This window comes from Oscillibacter sp. PEA192 (assembly GCF_003574015.1).
GTDB lineage: Bacteria > Bacillota > Clostridia > Oscillospirales > Oscillospiraceae > Oscillibacter > Oscillibacter welbionis.
This window is the reverse complement of sequence record NZ_AP018532.1, coordinates 765697-781077: the sequence shown is the minus strand read 5'-3', so window position 1 is coordinate 781077 and position 15381 is coordinate 765697. Positions and strand designations below refer to the sequence as shown.

The following is a 15381-nucleotide window of genomic DNA, read 5'->3' as shown; positions in this document are numbered from 1 at the left end:
CTCTTCACACTGTTTTATACACGAAGCAAGGAGGACGATTCGATGGATCTTCTCGTAGTAGGCGGCGGCGGCCGGGAGCACGCCATCATCAAAAAACTGAAAGAAAATCCGGTGGTGGAGACGATTTACGCCCTGCCGGGCAACGGCGGCATCGCCGCTGACGCCGTTTGTGTGCCGCAGATCAGCGCCACAGACATCGGCGCTATTGTGGACTTCGCCGTCTCCCACGCCGTGGGGTTCGCGGTGGTGGCGCCGGACGATCCTCTGGCTCTGGGGTGTGTGGACGCCCTCCACGCCGCGGGCATCCCCTGCTTCGGGCCGGACGCCAGAGCCGCCCGGATCGAGTCCAGCAAGGTCTTTGCCAAGGACCTGATGAAAAAATATCACATCCCCACCGCCCGATATGAGGTGTTCGATACGCCCGCTGCGGCGCTCGCCTATTTGAAAACCGCCTCCTTCCCCATCGTCATCAAGGCGGACGGTCTGGCCCTGGGCAAGGGCGTGCTGATCTCCCGGTCCTATGAAGAGGCAGAGGATGCCGTCAGGACCATGATGGAGGACCGGGCCTTCGGGGACTCCGGCAGCCGGGTGGTGATCGAGGAGTTTTTGACTGGCCCGGAGGTCAGCGTCCTGGCTTTCACCGACGGCACCGCCATCGCCCCCATGGTGTCCTCCATGGACCACAAGCGGGTGGGGGACGGAGATACTGGCCCCAACACCGGCGGCATGGGCACCGTGGCTCCCAACCCCTGCTACACCGAGGACATCGCCCGAGTGTGCATGGACACCATCTTCCTGCCCACTCTGGCCGCCATGCGGGCGGAAAGCTGCCCCTTCAAGGGCTGCCTGTACTTCGGTTTGATGCTGACCCCGGACGGGCCCAAGGTCATCGAGTACAACTGCCGCTTCGGGGACCCGGAGACCCAGGTGGTGCTGCCCCTGCTGAAAACAGACCTGCTGACGGTCATGCAGGCGGTGGAAAGCGAGACCCTGGGATCGCTCACCGTGGAATGGCGGCACGCCTCCGCCGCCTGTGTGATCTTGGCCTCCGGCGGGTATCCAGGGCACTACGAAAAGGGTAAGCCCATCTCTCTGCCCGCGTCGGCACCGGGAAACGTGACCATCTACCACGCCGGGGACAGACTGGACGAGAATGGGCAGCTGGTCACCAGCGGCGGCCGGGTACTGGGCGTCACCGCCACCGGTCCCACTTTGCGGCAGGCTTTGCACGACGCCTACGCCGCCGCCAGGGCGGTGGACTTTGACGGCAAATACCTGCGCCATGACATCGGCCAGCGGGCTCTGGCGGCTCTGGCGGACTGAAACGCATATTTTGATGAGCGCCCAACCGGCGCCGGGAGGTCATACGATGGTAAGACGGATCTATGTGGAAAAGAAGCCGGGGCTCCGGCAGGAGGCCCGGGGCCTGCTGCACGAGCTGCAGACCGTGGTGGGCGTCTCCGCCTTGGAGGACCTGCGCCTGCTGAACCGCTATGACGTGGAGGGCCTGGACGAGGCCGCCTTCCGCCGGGCGGTGGGGACAGTGTTCTCTGAGCCTCAGGTGGACGATACTGCCGCAGCCCTGCCCGCCGGGGACTGCATCGCCTTCGGCGTGGAGCCCCTGCCGGGACAGTTCGACCAGCGGGCGGACTCCGCCGCCCAGTGTATTCAGCTGATGACTCAGGAGGAGCGGCCCACGGTCCGCACCGCCAGGATCTATCTGCTCTTCGGTCCCCTGACGGCGGCGGATGTGGACGCGGTGAAGCGGTATGTCCTCAACCCCGTGGAGTGCCGGGAGGCGTCTTTGGACCTGCCGGAGCGGCTGGCGGCAGAGACCGCCGTCCCGGCAGACGTGGAAACGGTCACGGGCTTCACTGCCCTGGACCGGGCGGGCCTGGATACCCTGCTGGCGCGGCTGGGTCTCGCCATGGACCTGGAGGACCTGTCGTTCCTCCAGGCATACTTCCGGGACACGGAGCGCCGGGACCCCACCCTGACGGAGATCCGGGTGGTGGACACCTACTGGTCCGACCACTGCCGCCACACCACGTTCTCCACCCATCTGGACCACGTGGAGATCAACGATCCGGCGGTCCAGGCCGCCTATAACCGGTATCTGGCCGCCCGGGAGGAGGTCTATGGGCCGGAGAAAGCTGCCCAGCGGCCACAGACCCTCATGGATATCGCCACCATCGGCGCCAAGGTGCTGAAGCGACGGGGGCTTCTGCCGGAAATTGACGAGAGTGAGGAGATCAACGCCTGCTCCATCCATGTCGCCGCCCAGGTGAACGGCAAGCCCCAGGACTGGCTGCTGATGTTCAAGAACGAAACCCACAACCACCCCACGGAGATCGAGCCCTTCGGCGGCGCGGCCACCTGCATCGGCGGCTGCATCCGGGATCCCCTGTCCGGCCGGGCCTACGTCCACCAGGCCATGCGGCTCACCGGCTGCGGCGACCCCCGGACGCCGGTGGCGGAGACCCTGTCCGGCAAGCTGCCCCAGCGCAAGCTCGCCCAGACCGCCGCGGCGGGCTACTCCTCCTACGGCAACCAGATCGGCCTGGCCACAGGGCTGGTCAGCGAGGTATATCACCCCGGCTACATCGCCAAGCATTTGGAGTGCGGCGTGGTGGTGGCCGCCGCCCCGGCGGAGAATGTGGTCCGCGAACGGCCCCAGCCCGGGGACGTGGTGATCCTGCTGGGGGGGCGCACCGGCCGGGACGGCATCGGCGGCGCCACCGGCTCCTCCAAGAGCCACAACAGGCAGTCTCTCACCACCATGGCCAGCGAGGTCCAGAAGGGCAACGCCCCGGAGGAGCGGAAGATCCAGCGGCTGTTCCGGGATGGGAATGTCACCCGGCTCATCAAGCGGTGCAACGACTTCGGCGCAGGCGGCGTATCCGTGGCCGTGGGTGAGCTGGCGGACGGCCTGGATATCGATCTGGACGCAGTGCGGAAGAAGTACGACGGCCTGGACGGCACAGAGCTGGCCATCTCCGAGTCCCAGGAGCGAATGGCAGTGGTGGTGGCCCGGTCAAACGCAGACCGATTCATCGCCGCCGCGGAGGCGGAGAATCTGGAAGCGTACCCCGTGGCGGTGGTGACGGCGTCCCCCCGGATGGTGATGCGCTGGCGGGGCAGGACCATCGTGGACCTGAGCCGGGACTTCCTGAACACCAACGGCGCCGTGAAGCACGCCCGGGCGGCGGTTCCTGCCCCCATTCCCGCGTCCCCGGTCTCCCAGGATGCCGAAAACTCCTCCCTCCGCTCCATAGCCTCCAGTCTGGCGTCCGCCTCCCGCAGAGGGCTGGCGGAGCGGTTCGATTCCACCATCGGCTGTGGCAGCGTGTTGATGCCCTTCGGCGGCAGAAATCAGAGAACCCCCGCCCAGGTGATGGCCGCCCTTCTGCCGGTGCTGCCGGGGCAGGAGACGGACCAGGCCAGCGTTATGGCCTGGGGCTTCGACCCGGAGGCTATGGCGGTGGACCCCTACCGGGGGGCCTATAACGGTGTGGTCACCTCCCTTGCCAAGCTGGTGGCCGCCGGGGCAGACTATCGAAGGGCCTACCTCACCCTCCAGGAGTTCTTTGAAAAGCTCCGGGAGGACCCCGCACGCTGGGGCAAGCCCTTCGCCGCCCTGCTGGGGGCTCTGGACGCCCAGCTGGACTTCGGCGCGGCGGCCATCGGCGGCAAGGACTCCATGTCCGGCACCTTCAACGATCTGGACGTGCCCCCCACCCTCATCTCCTTTGCCATCGCCCCCATCCGGGCCAGGGAGGTGCTCTCCCCCGAGTTCAAGGAGGCGGGACATCCGGTGTACCTCTTTGCTCCCGCCAACGGCGGCGCCCAGAGCCAGAGGGAAGCCTGGGAGACCTTCCACCAGCTTTGCCGGGCGGGCAGGGTGTGCTCCGCCTGGGCGGTGGAGCACGGCATCGCCGAGGGGATTATGCAGATGTCCTTCGGTAACTCCATCGGCTTTCAGGCCGAGGGGCGTGAGATCGCCTGGGACCTGCCGTGCCCTGGCGCCATTGTGGCGGAGCTGACGGAGGACACAGACCTCCTCTGCGCCGTCAGGCTGGGCACCACCACGGCGGAGCCGGTCCTCACCACCGGCGCTGACAGCGTCCCCATCGACGAGCTGCTCTCCCTGAACGAGTCCGTGCTGGAGGATGTATACCCCAGCCGAGTCCCTGCCGATCCTGCGCCGGTGCCGGTACTGGAGGCCCCGGCCTTCTCCCGCGCCGCTCCCCGGACAGGCACGGCAAAGCCAAAGGTGCTGATTCCTGTGTTTCCCGGCACCAACTGCGAGTACGACAGCGCCCGGGCGGCGCTACGGGCTGGCCTGGAGCCGCAGATCCTGGTGCTGAATAATCAGACACCGGACCATGTGGCGGCATCCGCCGCCCGGTTTGCCCAGGCAGCCCGGAGCAGTCAGATCCTCTTCCTGCCCGGCGGCTTCTCCGGCGGCGACGAGCCCGACGGCTCCGGCAAGTTCATCACCGCCTTTCTCCGGTCCCCCCAGGCCGCAGACGCGGTGATGGACCTGCTGCAAAACCGGGATGGCCTCGTCCTGGGCATCTGCAACGGCTTCCAGGCCCTCATCAAGCTGGGGCTGGTGCCCTTCGGAGAAATCCGGGACACAGATGCCGCCTGCCCCACGCTGACTTACAATGTCATCGGCCGCCACCAGTCCCGGATCGTCCGGACCCGGGTGGCCTCCAACCGGTCCCCCTGGCTGACCAAGGTCCAGGTGGGGGACATCGTCAGCGTCCCCATCTCCCACGGGGAAGGGCGGTTCCTCTGCCCGCCGGATCTCTTGGCACAGTTGGCGGAAAACGGCCAGATCGCCACCCAGTACGTGGATCTGGACGGCCATCCCACCATGGATATCGACGGCAACCCCAACGGCTCCGTCTGGTCGGTAGAGGGCATCACCTCACCCGACGGCCGGGTCTTCGGCAAGATGGGGCACGCCGAGCGGGTGGGGCCCTGCCTGTACCGAAATATCCCGGGGAATTACGATCTTGGCCTGTTCGATGCCGCAAAGGACTATTTTTCTCTCTAACGGTTGACAGACCGGCCGGAACCGGGTATCATATCTGAAACATCCGCCGGGAGGTGCTTGAATATGGATTCAACCGTTGTGATCGAACCGGCCTATAATGCCCTCTCAGACGTTCGGGCCCTGTTTGAGGCGTACACCGCCATGCTGGTGACGCACGACCCAGCTTTTCAAATCTATCTGGACATCCAGCACTATGCGGACGAGCTGCGCGCCCCCGCCGCCAAGTACGCCCCGCCGGACGGACGGCTGTACCTGGCCCGGGTGGACGGGCGGGCGGCGGGCTGTATCGCCCTGCGGCGGCTGGACGGCGAGCGATGCGAAATGAAGCGCCTGTACGTCCAGCCGCAGTACCGGGGCCGGGGGCTTGCCCGGCAGCTGATCCGCCGGATCACAGAGGACGCGCGGCAGATCGGCTACCGCTGTATGCTGCTGGACACCCTGCCGGTTCTGGAGGATGCCGTCCGCCTCTACCGGCAGCTGGGATTTTACGAGATCCCCTGCTACAACGACAGTCCTGTGGAGTCCACACTGTTTTTCCAGCTGGACCTGTAAATCCAGCTTCCACTTGAAATCTGATGAAATGAGGTGGCCCTATGGCTTATTTTTTCTCCGAGCCCTCCCGTACCTTCAGTGAGTACCTGCTGGTGCCCGGCTACTCCTCCGCGGAGTGCATTCCCGCAAACGTCTCCCTCAAGACCCCGGTGGTGAAGTACCGGCGGGGGGAGGAGCCCGCTCTCACCATGAACGTGCCCATGGTCTCCGCCGTCATGCAGGCGGTATCCGGAGAGCAGATGGGCATCGCCCTGGCGAAGGAGGGCGGCATCGCCTTCATCTATGTCTCCCAGCCCATCGAGCAGCAGGCGGAGATGGTACGGAGGGTGAAGAACTACAAGGCGGGCTTTGTCATCAGCGACTCCAATCTCCGCCTGGGGGACACGCTGGCGGACGTGCTGGCCTTGAAGGAACGGACCGGCCACTCCACCATGGCGGTCACGGATGACGGCACCGGCACCGGAAAGCTGCTGGGCCTCGTCACCAGCCGGGACTACCGGGTGAGCCGCATGGACCCGGCCACCCCGGTCAGCGAATTCATGACCCCGGCGGAGAAAATCGTCTCCGCCCCGGAGGGCACCAGCCTGAAGGCCGCCAATGATATCATCTGGGACCACAAGCTCAACGCCCTGCCCATCGTCTCCGCCGGCGGGCATCTGGTGAGCTTCGTGTTCCGGAAGGACTACGACTCCCACAAGGGCAACCCCCTGGAGCTGCTGGACAGTCAGAAGCGGTATGTGGTGGGCGCCGGTATCAACTCCCGGGACTATGAGGAACGGGTGCCCGCCCTGGTGGAGGCCGGCGCGGACGTGCTGGTGATCGACTCCTCCGAGGGCTACTCCGAGTGGCAGAAGCGGACCCTGGCCTGGATCCGCTCCCGCTATGGCGACACCGTGAAGGTGGGCGCCGGCAACGTGGTGGATGGCGAGGGCTTCCGCTTCCTGGCGGATTGCGGTGCCGACTTCGTGAAGGTGGGCATCGGCGGCGGCTCCATCTGCATCACCCGGGAGACCAAGGGCATCGGCCGGGGCCAGGCCACGGCGGTCATCGATGTGGCGGCAGAGCGGGACCGGTATTTTGCCGAGACCGGCGTCTACGTGCCCATCTGTGCCGACGGCGGCATTGTCCAGGACTACCACATCACCCTGGCCCTGGCCATGGGCGCGGACTTCTGTATGCTGGGGCGGTATTTCTCCCGGTTCGACGAGTCCCCCACCAGCAAGGTGCTGATCGGCGGCAGCTATATGAAGGAGTACTGGGGCGAGGGCAGCGCCCGGGCCCGGAACTGGCAGCGGTACGACCTGGGCGGAGCGGCCAAGCTCTCCTTCGAGGAGGGCGTGGACTCCTACGTGCCCTATGCCGGCAAGCTGTCGGACGGCATGGCCACCACCCTTTCCAAGGTGCGGTCCACCATGTGCAACTGCGGCGCGCTGACCATCCCGGAACTGCGGGAGAAGGCCAAGTTGACCCTGGTGTCCTCCGTCTCCATTGTGGAGGGCGGAGCCCATGACGTGCTGCTGAAGGACACCACCAATTCGGGGAATCAGCGGAGCTGAGAGATTTTTCCTGCCAGAAAATACGAGGCGGCTGGACGGAAGGCCAGCCGCTTTTTTATGGGTCCCACATAGGGGGATTCAGCCGCGATGACGGCTTGTCCCAATGCACATTCCAAAAGAACGCCTTTTGTCGCGCTCCGGCACGTGCATGCAAAGTTGCTGTATGGGGGCGGCATGAGAGGGTGCCTGCGGGTTTACGATGGCATCCCGGCGGGCGCGGCGGAGTGCCGCAGAGACTTGGCAGTTGATTCCCGCGGCGAAGTGCCGACCAAAATCAGGGTGTAAGGACGCCTTCGATCTGCCTCTGTTTTTCTGTCTCGCGCTGCGGCGCTCTCAGTATTTGCGACACCAGTGTTCCGCTGGTTTCCCTCCTTCTGCGCGCTCCGCTTGCCCGCATCGGGCACGCCGCAACCGTAAGGCGGCACAGCCGTCAACGGATGCGCAGTCGCTGCGCGCTCCCCTGGCGGTCGTAGGGGCCGCCCTTTTTGGGAGGGAAATAACGGGACGTTTCCGCATCAGCCCTTCCTGCGCCCTTACGGGGATAAGGTCTTTAATAGTTCTTCTCCTGTGACCCCCAGCTGCGCTTCATCACTTGCAAACGGGATCCGCAGCAGTGCTTCTCCGTCTACTTTATAAATATATATGTAAATGCCGGAACCGATGTCCTGGGTATCGCCCAAAAATGAAAGGACCTCTTCTCGCGTCATGGTCGGTGTCAATTCCCTGACCTGTTCTGATGTCACCTGTGTTGGCCTTTGTATCGGTTCTCCGCTATCTGGCAGCAGGTTCAGAATTTCTTCCGTCAGCAGGCTGCTTTCTCCCGCATCCATCGTTTTCACGGCCTCTTTGATTTCCGTGCGGGAGTAGTCGCTCAGATCTTCAACGGGGATCCCGAGGGAACGCAGATAATCCACTGCCGCATGATACTGAATGGTATCCATGGCGAATACGGTCAGCGGCGCCGCAAGCAGCAGGCATAAACAGGCCGCGATCACTTTCCACTTAAACCGCCTCCGCTTCTCGGCTTTGGGATTTGCTCCGGCCTCTTTCACATAGTTCTCATTGATGTCACCGAGGACTTCGCAAAATTCCTCTCTTTTCACAGGTCAAAGCCCCTTTCCTGAAGATAGTTGTGTAATTTCAGCCGGAGGCGATTCAGTGTTACGGATACATGGTTCTCCGTCATTCCAAACCGGGACGCGATCTTGGAAACCGGATCGAAATACCAGTACCGGCAGACAAAAATGCGCCTCTTATCCGCTGGAAGCCTCTCCAAAAAAGTGTCGATCGCCCTTACAAGTTCCCTGCGGTCCACTGCCCGCTCCACGTTGTCCGTGTCGGATACGAGCTCCGCAATTTCATCCAGCACAGCCGGGGCCTCTCCGCCGCCTCGTTTCTCCGCGATATGATGCTTGTATCGGTTCAGGGACAAGTTTCTCGTGAGCTTCCCCAGGAATGCGGACAGAACCCTGGGCCTGTGGGGCGGCATAGAGGTCCATGCACACAGATAGGTATCATTGACGCATTCTTCGGCGTCTTCCCGATTGCCCAGGATGTTCCAGGCGATCGAGTTACAGTAGTTTCCATATTTGCCGGATGTGGCGGGGATGGCCCGCTCATCTCGATCCCAGTATAACTGGACGATTGTTGTGTCATCCATCGGCTTTCACCTCGCTTCTTATTTACCCCTTCACTGATATACACAAGGTTTGCGATCAAATCTTACAGCTTGTTTCGGTCCCTTTTATCATATCATACGACCGCCGCGGCTGATGGGAAAAGGGACGCTTTGTCTCCCGGCCTTGCCATCCCGCGCCCGCTGTGGTATGCTGATAGCGCAAAGATAAAAACACGTCCCGGTTGGTAGTCCGGGAGCGGCCCATGTGCCGTCAGTAACCTGCCTCCTTGGTTGTCCGTTCTTTGTGCGAGACCTTTAAAGGAGGACACACGCATGGGCACAAGCAGGCTCACCATCCTGTTCGACGATCCCTTCTGGATCGGCCTGTACGAGCGGGAGGACGACACGGAGTACTCCGTCTGCCGGATCGTCTTCGGCGCGGAGCCCCGGGACCAGGAGGTCTACGCCTATCTTCTGGAACACTGGCGGACGCTGCGATTCAGCCCGCCCCGGCCAGGGACAGAGCATCTGCCCCCTCCCAAAAGCCCCAAGCGGCGCCAGCGGGAGGCCCGGCGGATGACCCAGGCCGCAGGGATCGGCACCAAGGCCCAGCAGGCCCTGAAGCTCCAACAGGAGCAGGGGAAGCAGGCCCGTCTCGCCCGCACCCGCCAACAGCGGGAGGCGGAGGAAGCGCGGAAGTTCCAGCTGCGGCAGGCGCGTCGAAAGGAAAAGCACAGAGGTCACTGACCTCTGTGCTTTTTTCGGGAACCGTTTTCATACGGGGGTTGCGAAGGCGGCAAACTCTGTTATAATAGCGGTGTTGAAAAATCGCCGCTCCGCTGGATACCGGGGCGAACTGGAAGGAGAACTGCGGGTATGAAGATCATCGACGCCCACCTGCACCTGTTTTCGGAAGATTCTGCCGAGGAGATGGCCCGGCAGGTGGGCCATCACAACAACGTAGACCATCTGCGGGAGGTCTATGGAGAACTGCACATTGCCCACGGCGTGGTGATGGGAAATCACAGTCTGGAGCTCCGGCGGCACGACTACCCCACAGACCTGTTCCACTACTGCGTGGGCCTGGACAGCAGCCTGCTGGAGGACGGGAGCCGGGTGATCCCGGACCTGGCGGACCGGGTGGAGGCGCACCTGCGGCGGGACAACTGCTGCGGCGTGAAGCTGTACCCCGGGTACAACAAGATCGCTCTGTCGGACCCCATGTACCAGCCCATCTACCGCCTGGCAGCCCGTTACGGTAAGCCGGTGGCCGTTCACATGGGGCTGACCGCCTTCTCCCGGGCCCATCTGAAATACTGCCACCCCCTGGCCCTGGATGAGGTGGCGGCAGACCATCCGGATACCCAGTTCGTCATGTGCCACTTCGGCAACCCCTTTCTGGAGGCCGCGGCGGCAGTGGTGGAGAAAAATCCCAATGTGGCCGCCGACCTGTCCGGCCTTCTGGAGGGGCGGGTGGACCTGGACGCCTATTTCCGGGAGCAGGCGGGCTACGTGTTCCTGCTGCGCACCTGGCTGACGGCCATCCAGTGCTGGGACAAGGTGATGTTCGGGACCGACTGGCCCATTGTCAACCTGGGAGAATATATCGGCTTTATCCGCCGGCTGGTGCCGGAGACACACTGGGAGCCGGTGTTCTTTGACAACGCCAACCGCATCTACGGCCTGGGGCTGTGAGACGGCAGCAAAAGAGGAGGCGCCGAAGGGCGCCTCCTCTTTTCTGATTTACGGATCGGATGCTCACTGATTCAGGATCTCCATGAACTCGTCACCGGTAATCGTCTCCTTTTCGTACAGATACCGGGCCAGCTCGTCCAGCTTCTCCCGGTTCTCCGAGAGGATTCGGTTGGCCTTTTCGTGCTGGCGCTTCACCAGCTCCACCACCTGCCGGTCGATCTCCGCCGCAGTCTCGGCGGAGCAGGCCAGGGAGGCGTCGCCCCCCAAGTACTGATTTTGCACTGTCTCCAGGGCCACCATGTCAAAGTCAGGGCTCATGCCGTACCGGGTAATCATGGCCCGGGCCAGCTTGGTGGCCTGCTCGATGTCATTGGAGGCGCCGGTGGAGGCGGAGTGGAAGACCAGCTCTTCCGCCGCCCGGCCGCCGGTAAGCGTGGCGATCTTGTTCTCCAGCTCCTCCTGGCTCATCAGGTAGTGGTTGCCCTCCTCCACCTGCATGGTGTAGCCCAGGGCGCCGGAGGTCCGGGGCACGATGGTGATCTTCTGTACAGGGGCGGAATTGGTCTGCTTGGCCGCGACCAAAGCGTGGCCGATCTCGTGGTAGGCCACCACCTTCTTCTCCTGGTCTGTCAGGATGGCGTTCTTCTTCTGGTAGCCTGCGATGACCACCTCGATGCTCTCTTCCAGATCTGCCTGGGCAGCAAAGCGGCGGCCGTCCCGGACAGCCCGCAGCGCCGCCTCGTTGACGATGTTGGCCAGCTCTGCGCCGCTGGCGCCGGATGCCATTCGGGCCACCTTGCCCCAATCCACGTCCTCCGCCACCTTGATCTTCTTGGCGTGGACCTTCAGAATATCCTCCCGGCCCTGTAGGTCCGGCAGCTCCACCGGCACCCGCCGGTCAAACCGGCCGGGCCGGGTCAGGGCGGGGTCCAGGGACTCCGGCCGGTTGGTGGCCGCCAGGATGATGACGCCGGTATTGCCCTCAAAGCCGTCCATCTCGGTCAGCAGCTGGTTCAGGGTCTGCTCCCGCTCGTCGTTTCCGCCATAGGCGCCGGAATTCCGCTTCTGGCCGATGGCGTCGATCTCGTCGATGAACACGATGCAGGGGGCCTTCTCCTTGGCCTGCTTGAACAGGTCCCGCACCTTGCTGGCGCCCATGCCCACGAACATTTCCACGAAGTCGGAGCCGGAGATGGAGAAGAAGGGCACGTTGGCCTCGCCTGCCACGGCCTTGGCCAGCATGGTCTTGCCGGTGCCGGGAGGGCCTACCAGCAGGATGCCCTTGGGCATGGTGGCGCCGATCTCCTGATACTTCTTTGGGTCGTGGAGGTACTCCACGATCTCCTTGAGATTGTCCTTGGCCTCGTCCTCTCCGGCCACGTCGGAGAATTTGATGCCCTCAGAGGACTTGACATACACCTTGGCGTTGGACTTGCCGAAGGCCATGGCGTTGGGGCCGCCCATGTTCTTCATCATGCGCCGGGAGAGATACTGCCCCAGGGCAACAAAGATGACGATGGGCAGGATCCAGGTCAGCAGAAAGCTGAGGATGGGATCCGTCTGCTGGATGACTTGGCCGGAGAACTCCGCGCCGGAGTCCTTCAGCATCTGTTTCAGGTCCGGATCCGGGATCATGCCGGTGGAGTAGACGGCGGTCTCATCCTTGTTGGTAAAGACGATCTGGTTCTCCTGCTCCTGGATCTCCACTTGGCCCAGATCCTGGTTTTCCGCCATGTCCATGAAGGTGCCGTAATCCACCTCCTGGATCTGCTGGCGGGCCATCCAGGGCATGGCCAGGAAGTTGAACAGCAGCAGAATCAGCATGGCCACGCAGTAGTAAAAAATCAAGGGCCGTTTCGGGGGTCTGACTTCTTTCATACGGGATGTTCCTTTCCTTGTTGTTCCTCACAGTTCATCTGTTGGTCCATGGCGGCCAGGGCCGCCAGCAGGGCGCTGCGCACGCCCTGGGCCGCGAAGTCGATGGCGTACTCCGCGAAAAGGGCCGCTGCCTCCGCCCGCTCCTCCTGCGGGTCCTCTTCCCCGTGCATCAGGCGGGGCAGCCTGTCCCGCAGCAGCTCCTCCATCCGTTTGGAGTAGTCCCGCTGGACGCCCGCCAGCTCCGCCACTGCCGGGGAGCGGCAGCCCTCCGCGCTCTGCTCCAGCAGCAGGGCGTTTTCCCGATAGTCATCCAGCACGTCCGCCAGCAGGTGCCGGATCTTCTCGTGGTCCGCCCCCTGGCACAGCTCCAGGCGGCTTCTCAGCAGGCCGTACTGATGCTCCAGCTCGCAGAGCTTCACGGCAAACATTCCATCTCTCAATTCCATGCGCGCACTCCTTTCCGGTCACTGCGCTGTCTCCGCTCTCATGCTGTGGTTATACCACGTCCGCTCCGTGCGCGCCACTGGCAGAGGAGGCTGTCTGTCCTGACAAAAATGCCCGCGTGTCAAGCTCTTTGACACGCGGGCACATCTGTCAGGTTTCCGGAGGGCGGACCATCTCGCCGGACAGCAGGCGGAACAGCTGATCCGCCAGCTCCTGCCGGTCCAGATCCCGCTGGCGGCAGTTCTCCAGCAGCAGTCCGGTCATCCCATAGGCATAGAAATCCAGGGCAATCTTCCAGTCCCCGGCCCGGAGGGCGGGCGTTCCCCGCCGCTCCCGCAGGCTGTCCGCCAGGTATGTACGGGTGGCGTCCACCATGATCCGCTCTATGGCCTCCCGCCGCTGGGAGTTCAGCAGCCGCTGAACCAGGGGCTGGGATTCTACGGCAAAATCCACGAAGACGCCCAGGGCCTCCTGGGGGGTGGCGGCGTTCAGGCTCTCGCGCACCAGTCGCTGGACTCCCTGCTGAGCCGCCCACTCCACCACATCCACAATGTCCTTGAAGTGGTAGTAAAACGTCTGACGGGAGATCCCACAGACCTCCACCAGGTCCTTCACGGTGATCTTGTCTGCATCCTTCCGGCGAATGAGCTCCAGCAGTGCATCCGCCACAGCGGCCTTCACATCCAGCGGCACGGTCTTTCCTCCCTTTCAGATCCTGTGTTTTATCATACCGGAAATCCGCCGCCTTTGGCAAGTCCTCTCGCTACAAAATTTCACCAGTAGACAGGAACGGGCTTCCTGTTCCCCCTACGGGGATTTTCCTCTTGATTTTTACGGTAGCATTCCATATACTAGGTTATATTGATATGGTGTGACGGAATGGGCACACCATATCATCCGATCCGGCGGACAGGTCTGCCGGCCCTGCATGAGAGAAAGGTTTGGAGATGTGACCATGACACCCCAAAAAATCGCCCTGCTCACGGATTCCTGCGCGGACCTCTCCCCTCAACTGGCGGCGGAAAACCAGGTCTTTGTCGTGCCCCTGCGGATCCTGTGCAAAGACGGAGAGTACCGGGACGGCGTAGACATCCACGCCGCCGACATCTATGCCCGGCTGCGGTCCGGAGAGCTGCCTCAGACCTCCCTGCCCGCCGCTCAGGACATTTCGGACGCCTTTGACGCCATCGCCGCGGCGGGGTATGACGGGGTCATCGCCCTGATGCTCTCCGGCGGCCTATCCGGCACCTACAACATGGTGCGGCTGCTGGCGGAGGAGCGGAGGGACCTGACCATTCGGGTGTATGACTCCGTCAGCGGGTCTCTGGGCACCGGTATGATGATCCTCCAGCTGGCAGAGGAGCTGCGGCAGGGGATGGACTGGCAGACGCTGACAGAGCGCCGGGTGCCTTGGTTGATCCAGAACACCTTCCCCTTTTTCTCCGTGGACACGCTGGAATATCTACAGAAAGGCGGCCGCATCGGCAAGGTGACGGCCATGGCGGGCACCATGCTCCAGATCAAGCCCCTCATCACCTTCGCCGCCGACGGGCAGCTCCAGTCCATTGCCAAGGTCCGGGGCCGGAACCTGGTGATCCGCAAGCTCATCGAGCTGGTGACGCAGTCCCACAACGGCGTGGCGCGGTACAATCTGGCGGTGGCCAACGGCGGCGCTCCGGCGGAGATGGAGATTCTGCAGGGCAAGCTCACCACCGCCCTGCCAAACTACGACCACATCTGGAGCGGCGAGCTGGATGGTACGTTGAGCGTCTACATCGGCGACGGCGTGCTGGGAGCCGCGGTACAGAGACTGGAATAGAGCGTGAAGATAAAGGATCGGAAACAAAAGGACCTGGCGGCCCAATGGCCCCGGGTCTTCTCAAAATATATCATATCTCTTTTATAGTTCTATGCTCAAGAAAAGAGGCAGTCCTGCGGCAAAAGCCGCAGGACTGCTTTTTTAAGGCGTGGCACATCCCATTGTCCCGCCGGATTCGGTCGTGCAGAGCTTTCGGAGACAGTGCTCCGGCAGGACTGAGGCCAGGGCCCCCGCCACGGCGGCGGTCTCTTCCCGGTCCAGGTCCAGGCCCAGGGCCGGCAGCCGCCGCTCCAGGTCCCGGAGGCCCGCTTGCAGCTGATGGGCCAGGGCCGCCCCTGTCTCCGTCAGGATGATCTTGCCGTAGCGTTCCTTGGTCACCAGGTCCTTTTCCGCCAGGACAGCCAGCATCCGGGTGACGGAGGGGCGGGACACCTGGAGGACCCGGGCCACCTGGGTGGAGCTGACCGCCGCCTTTCCCTGGGACAGCTCGCCAATGGCCAACAGATACCGCAGATGCGCTTGGCTCAGTTCCATGAAATGGAACGCCTCCTTCCGCCCGGTGGGGCCGGGCTTCCGCTCGTCAGGAATGACGGGTATTTCCGCAGTGGCATCCGCCGCAGGCCCCGCAGTCGCCGCCGCAGGAGCAGCCGCCCTTTCCGTGACGCCGGTTGTAGATGCCCTTGCCTACGATGGCCGCAAAGACCACCAGGACGATGAGGGCCGCGATGATAGTGGGTGCGTTCATTGGCTGCTT

The 15381-nt window shown here is 63.3% G+C and carries 14 protein-coding genes; 7 read left to right on the top strand and 7 right to left on the bottom strand.

Annotation, left to right across the window (positions count from 1 at the left end):
* The first annotated feature begins 42 nt into the window (after window positions 1-42).
* From purD to DN611_RS03715, 4 genes are all read left to right on the top strand, one after another.
* Window positions 43-1323 carry a phosphoribosylamine--glycine ligase gene (gene purD / locus DN611_RS03730; protein ID WP_025544890.1) on the top strand — a complete coding sequence of 427 codons (1281 nt, stop codon included), beginning with the start codon at window positions 43-45 and terminating at the stop codon, window positions 1321-1323.
* Between the two features lie 46 nt (window positions 1324-1369).
* Entirely contained in the window at window positions 1370-5065 is a 3696-nt protein-coding gene (locus DN611_RS03725) for a phosphoribosylformylglycinamidine synthase (protein WP_119310677.1), read from the top strand.
* A gap of 63 nt (window positions 5066-5128) precedes the next feature.
* Window positions 5129-5617 carry a GNAT family N-acetyltransferase gene (locus DN611_RS03720; RefSeq protein WP_021749356.1) on the top strand — a complete coding sequence of 163 codons (489 nt, stop codon included), beginning with the start codon at window positions 5129-5131 and terminating at the stop codon, window positions 5615-5617.
* A gap of 41 nt (window positions 5618-5658) precedes the next feature.
* A complete protein-coding gene (locus DN611_RS03715; protein WP_021749357.1) occupies window positions 5659-7173 on the top strand; it encodes an IMP dehydrogenase in 1515 nt (504 codons plus the stop codon).
* A gap of 533 nt (window positions 7174-7706) precedes the next feature.
* On the opposite strand, the gene DN611_RS03710 is transcribed toward DN611_RS03715, so the two are convergent.
* Together DN611_RS03710 and DN611_RS03705 are read right to left on the bottom strand one after the other, a co-directional pair.
* On the bottom strand, window positions 7707-8276 hold the full coding sequence (locus DN611_RS03710; RefSeq protein WP_021749358.1) for a hypothetical protein: 570 nt from the start codon (window positions 8274-8276) through the stop codon (window positions 7707-7709).
* A complete protein-coding gene (locus DN611_RS03705) occupies window positions 8273-8833 on the bottom strand; it encodes an RNA polymerase sigma factor (RefSeq protein WP_025543485.1) in 561 nt (186 codons plus the stop codon). Before DN611_RS03705 ends, DN611_RS03710 begins: the two co-directional genes overlap by 4 nt.
* Before the next feature lie 291 nt (window positions 8834-9124).
* Here DN611_RS03705 and DN611_RS03700 point away from each other — a divergent pair, with 291 nt between their 5' ends.
* Entirely contained in the window at window positions 9125-9538 is a 414-nt protein-coding gene (locus DN611_RS03700; RefSeq protein ID WP_025543487.1) for a YjdF family protein, read from the top strand.
* A 129-nt stretch (window positions 9539-9667) separates the two neighbouring features.
* Window positions 9668-10486 carry an amidohydrolase family protein gene (locus DN611_RS03695; protein WP_021749362.1) on the top strand — a complete coding sequence of 273 codons (819 nt, stop codon included), beginning with the start codon at window positions 9668-9670 and terminating at the stop codon, window positions 10484-10486.
* Window positions 10487-10549: 63 nt separating this feature from the next.
* Here DN611_RS03695 and ftsH read toward each other — a convergent pair whose 3' ends face one another.
* The 3 genes from ftsH to DN611_RS03680 form a co-directional block, all read right to left on the bottom strand.
* Window positions 10550-12364: an ATP-dependent zinc metalloprotease FtsH gene (gene ftsH, locus DN611_RS03690; protein WP_021751877.1), complete on the bottom strand. Its 1815-nt coding sequence runs from the start codon at window positions 12362-12364 to the stop codon at window positions 10550-10552.
* The gene (locus tag DN611_RS03685; RefSeq protein WP_136891535.1) at window positions 12361-12810 is read right to left on the bottom strand and encodes a hypothetical protein; all 450 of its coding nucleotides are present in this window, start codon (window positions 12808-12810) and stop codon (window positions 12361-12363) included. The genes ftsH and DN611_RS03685 overlap by 4 nt, the downstream gene beginning before the upstream one ends.
* A gap of 148 nt (window positions 12811-12958) precedes the next feature.
* The gene (locus DN611_RS03680; protein WP_021749366.1) at window positions 12959-13501 is read right to left on the bottom strand and encodes a TetR family transcriptional regulator; all 543 of its coding nucleotides are present in this window, start codon (window positions 13499-13501) and stop codon (window positions 12959-12961) included.
* Window positions 13502-13763: 262 nt separating this feature from the next.
* On the opposite strand from DN611_RS03680, the gene DN611_RS03675 reads away from it, so the two are divergent.
* Window positions 13764-14627: a DegV family protein gene (locus DN611_RS03675; protein ID WP_119310675.1), complete on the top strand. Its 864-nt coding sequence runs from the start codon at window positions 13764-13766 to the stop codon at window positions 14625-14627.
* Between the two features lie 141 nt (window positions 14628-14768).
* Here the strand turns inward: DN611_RS03675 and DN611_RS03670 are convergent, their stop codons facing one another.
* Window positions 14769-15161: a metal-dependent transcriptional regulator gene (locus DN611_RS03670; protein WP_119310674.1), complete on the bottom strand. Its 393-nt coding sequence runs from the start codon at window positions 15159-15161 to the stop codon at window positions 14769-14771.
* Window positions 15162-15207: 46 nt separating this feature from the next.
* Window positions 15208-15372, bottom strand: a complete 165-nt coding sequence (locus tag DN611_RS03665) for a FeoB-associated Cys-rich membrane protein (RefSeq protein WP_021749370.1) — start codon at window positions 15370-15372, stop codon at window positions 15208-15210.
* Window positions 15373-15381: the final 9 nt, after the last annotated feature.

What these genes read in the sequence shown, in the direction of transcription:
- purD (WP_025544890.1), top strand. Translation starts at nt 43, where the DNA reads ATGGATCTTCTCGTAGTAGGCGGCGGCGGCCGGGAGCACGCCATCATC.
- DN611_RS03725 (WP_119310677.1), top strand. Translation starts at nt 1,370, where the DNA reads ATGGTAAGACGGATCTATGTGGAAAAGAAGCCGGGGCTCCGGCAGGAG.
- DN611_RS03720 (WP_021749356.1), top strand. Translation starts at nt 5,129, where the DNA reads ATGGATTCAACCGTTGTGATCGAACCGGCCTATAATGCCCTCTCAGAC.
- DN611_RS03715 (WP_021749357.1), top strand. Translation starts at nt 5,659, where the DNA reads ATGGCTTATTTTTTCTCCGAGCCCTCCCGTACCTTCAGTGAGTACCTG.
- DN611_RS03705 (WP_025543485.1), bottom strand. Translation starts at nt 8,833, where the DNA reads ATGGATGACACAACAATCGTCCAGTTATACTGGGATCGAGATGAGCGG.
- DN611_RS03700 (WP_025543487.1), top strand. Translation starts at nt 9,125, where the DNA reads ATGGGCACAAGCAGGCTCACCATCCTGTTCGACGATCCCTTCTGGATC.
- DN611_RS03695 (WP_021749362.1), top strand. Translation starts at nt 9,668, where the DNA reads ATGAAGATCATCGACGCCCACCTGCACCTGTTTTCGGAAGATTCTGCC.
- ftsH (WP_021751877.1), bottom strand. Translation starts at nt 12,364, where the DNA reads ATGAAAGAAGTCAGACCCCCGAAACGGCCCTTGATTTTTTACTACTGC.
- DN611_RS03685 (WP_136891535.1), bottom strand. Translation starts at nt 12,810, where the DNA reads ATGGAATTGAGAGATGGAATGTTTGCCGTGAAGCTCTGCGAGCTGGAG.
- DN611_RS03675 (WP_119310675.1), top strand. Translation starts at nt 13,764, where the DNA reads ATGACACCCCAAAAAATCGCCCTGCTCACGGATTCCTGCGCGGACCTC.
- DN611_RS03670 (WP_119310674.1), bottom strand. Translation starts at nt 15,161, where the DNA reads ATGGAACTGAGCCAAGCGCATCTGCGGTATCTGTTGGCCATTGGCGAG.
- DN611_RS03665 (WP_021749370.1), bottom strand. Translation starts at nt 15,372, where the DNA reads ATGAACGCACCCACTATCATCGCGGCCCTCATCGTCCTGGTGGTCTTT.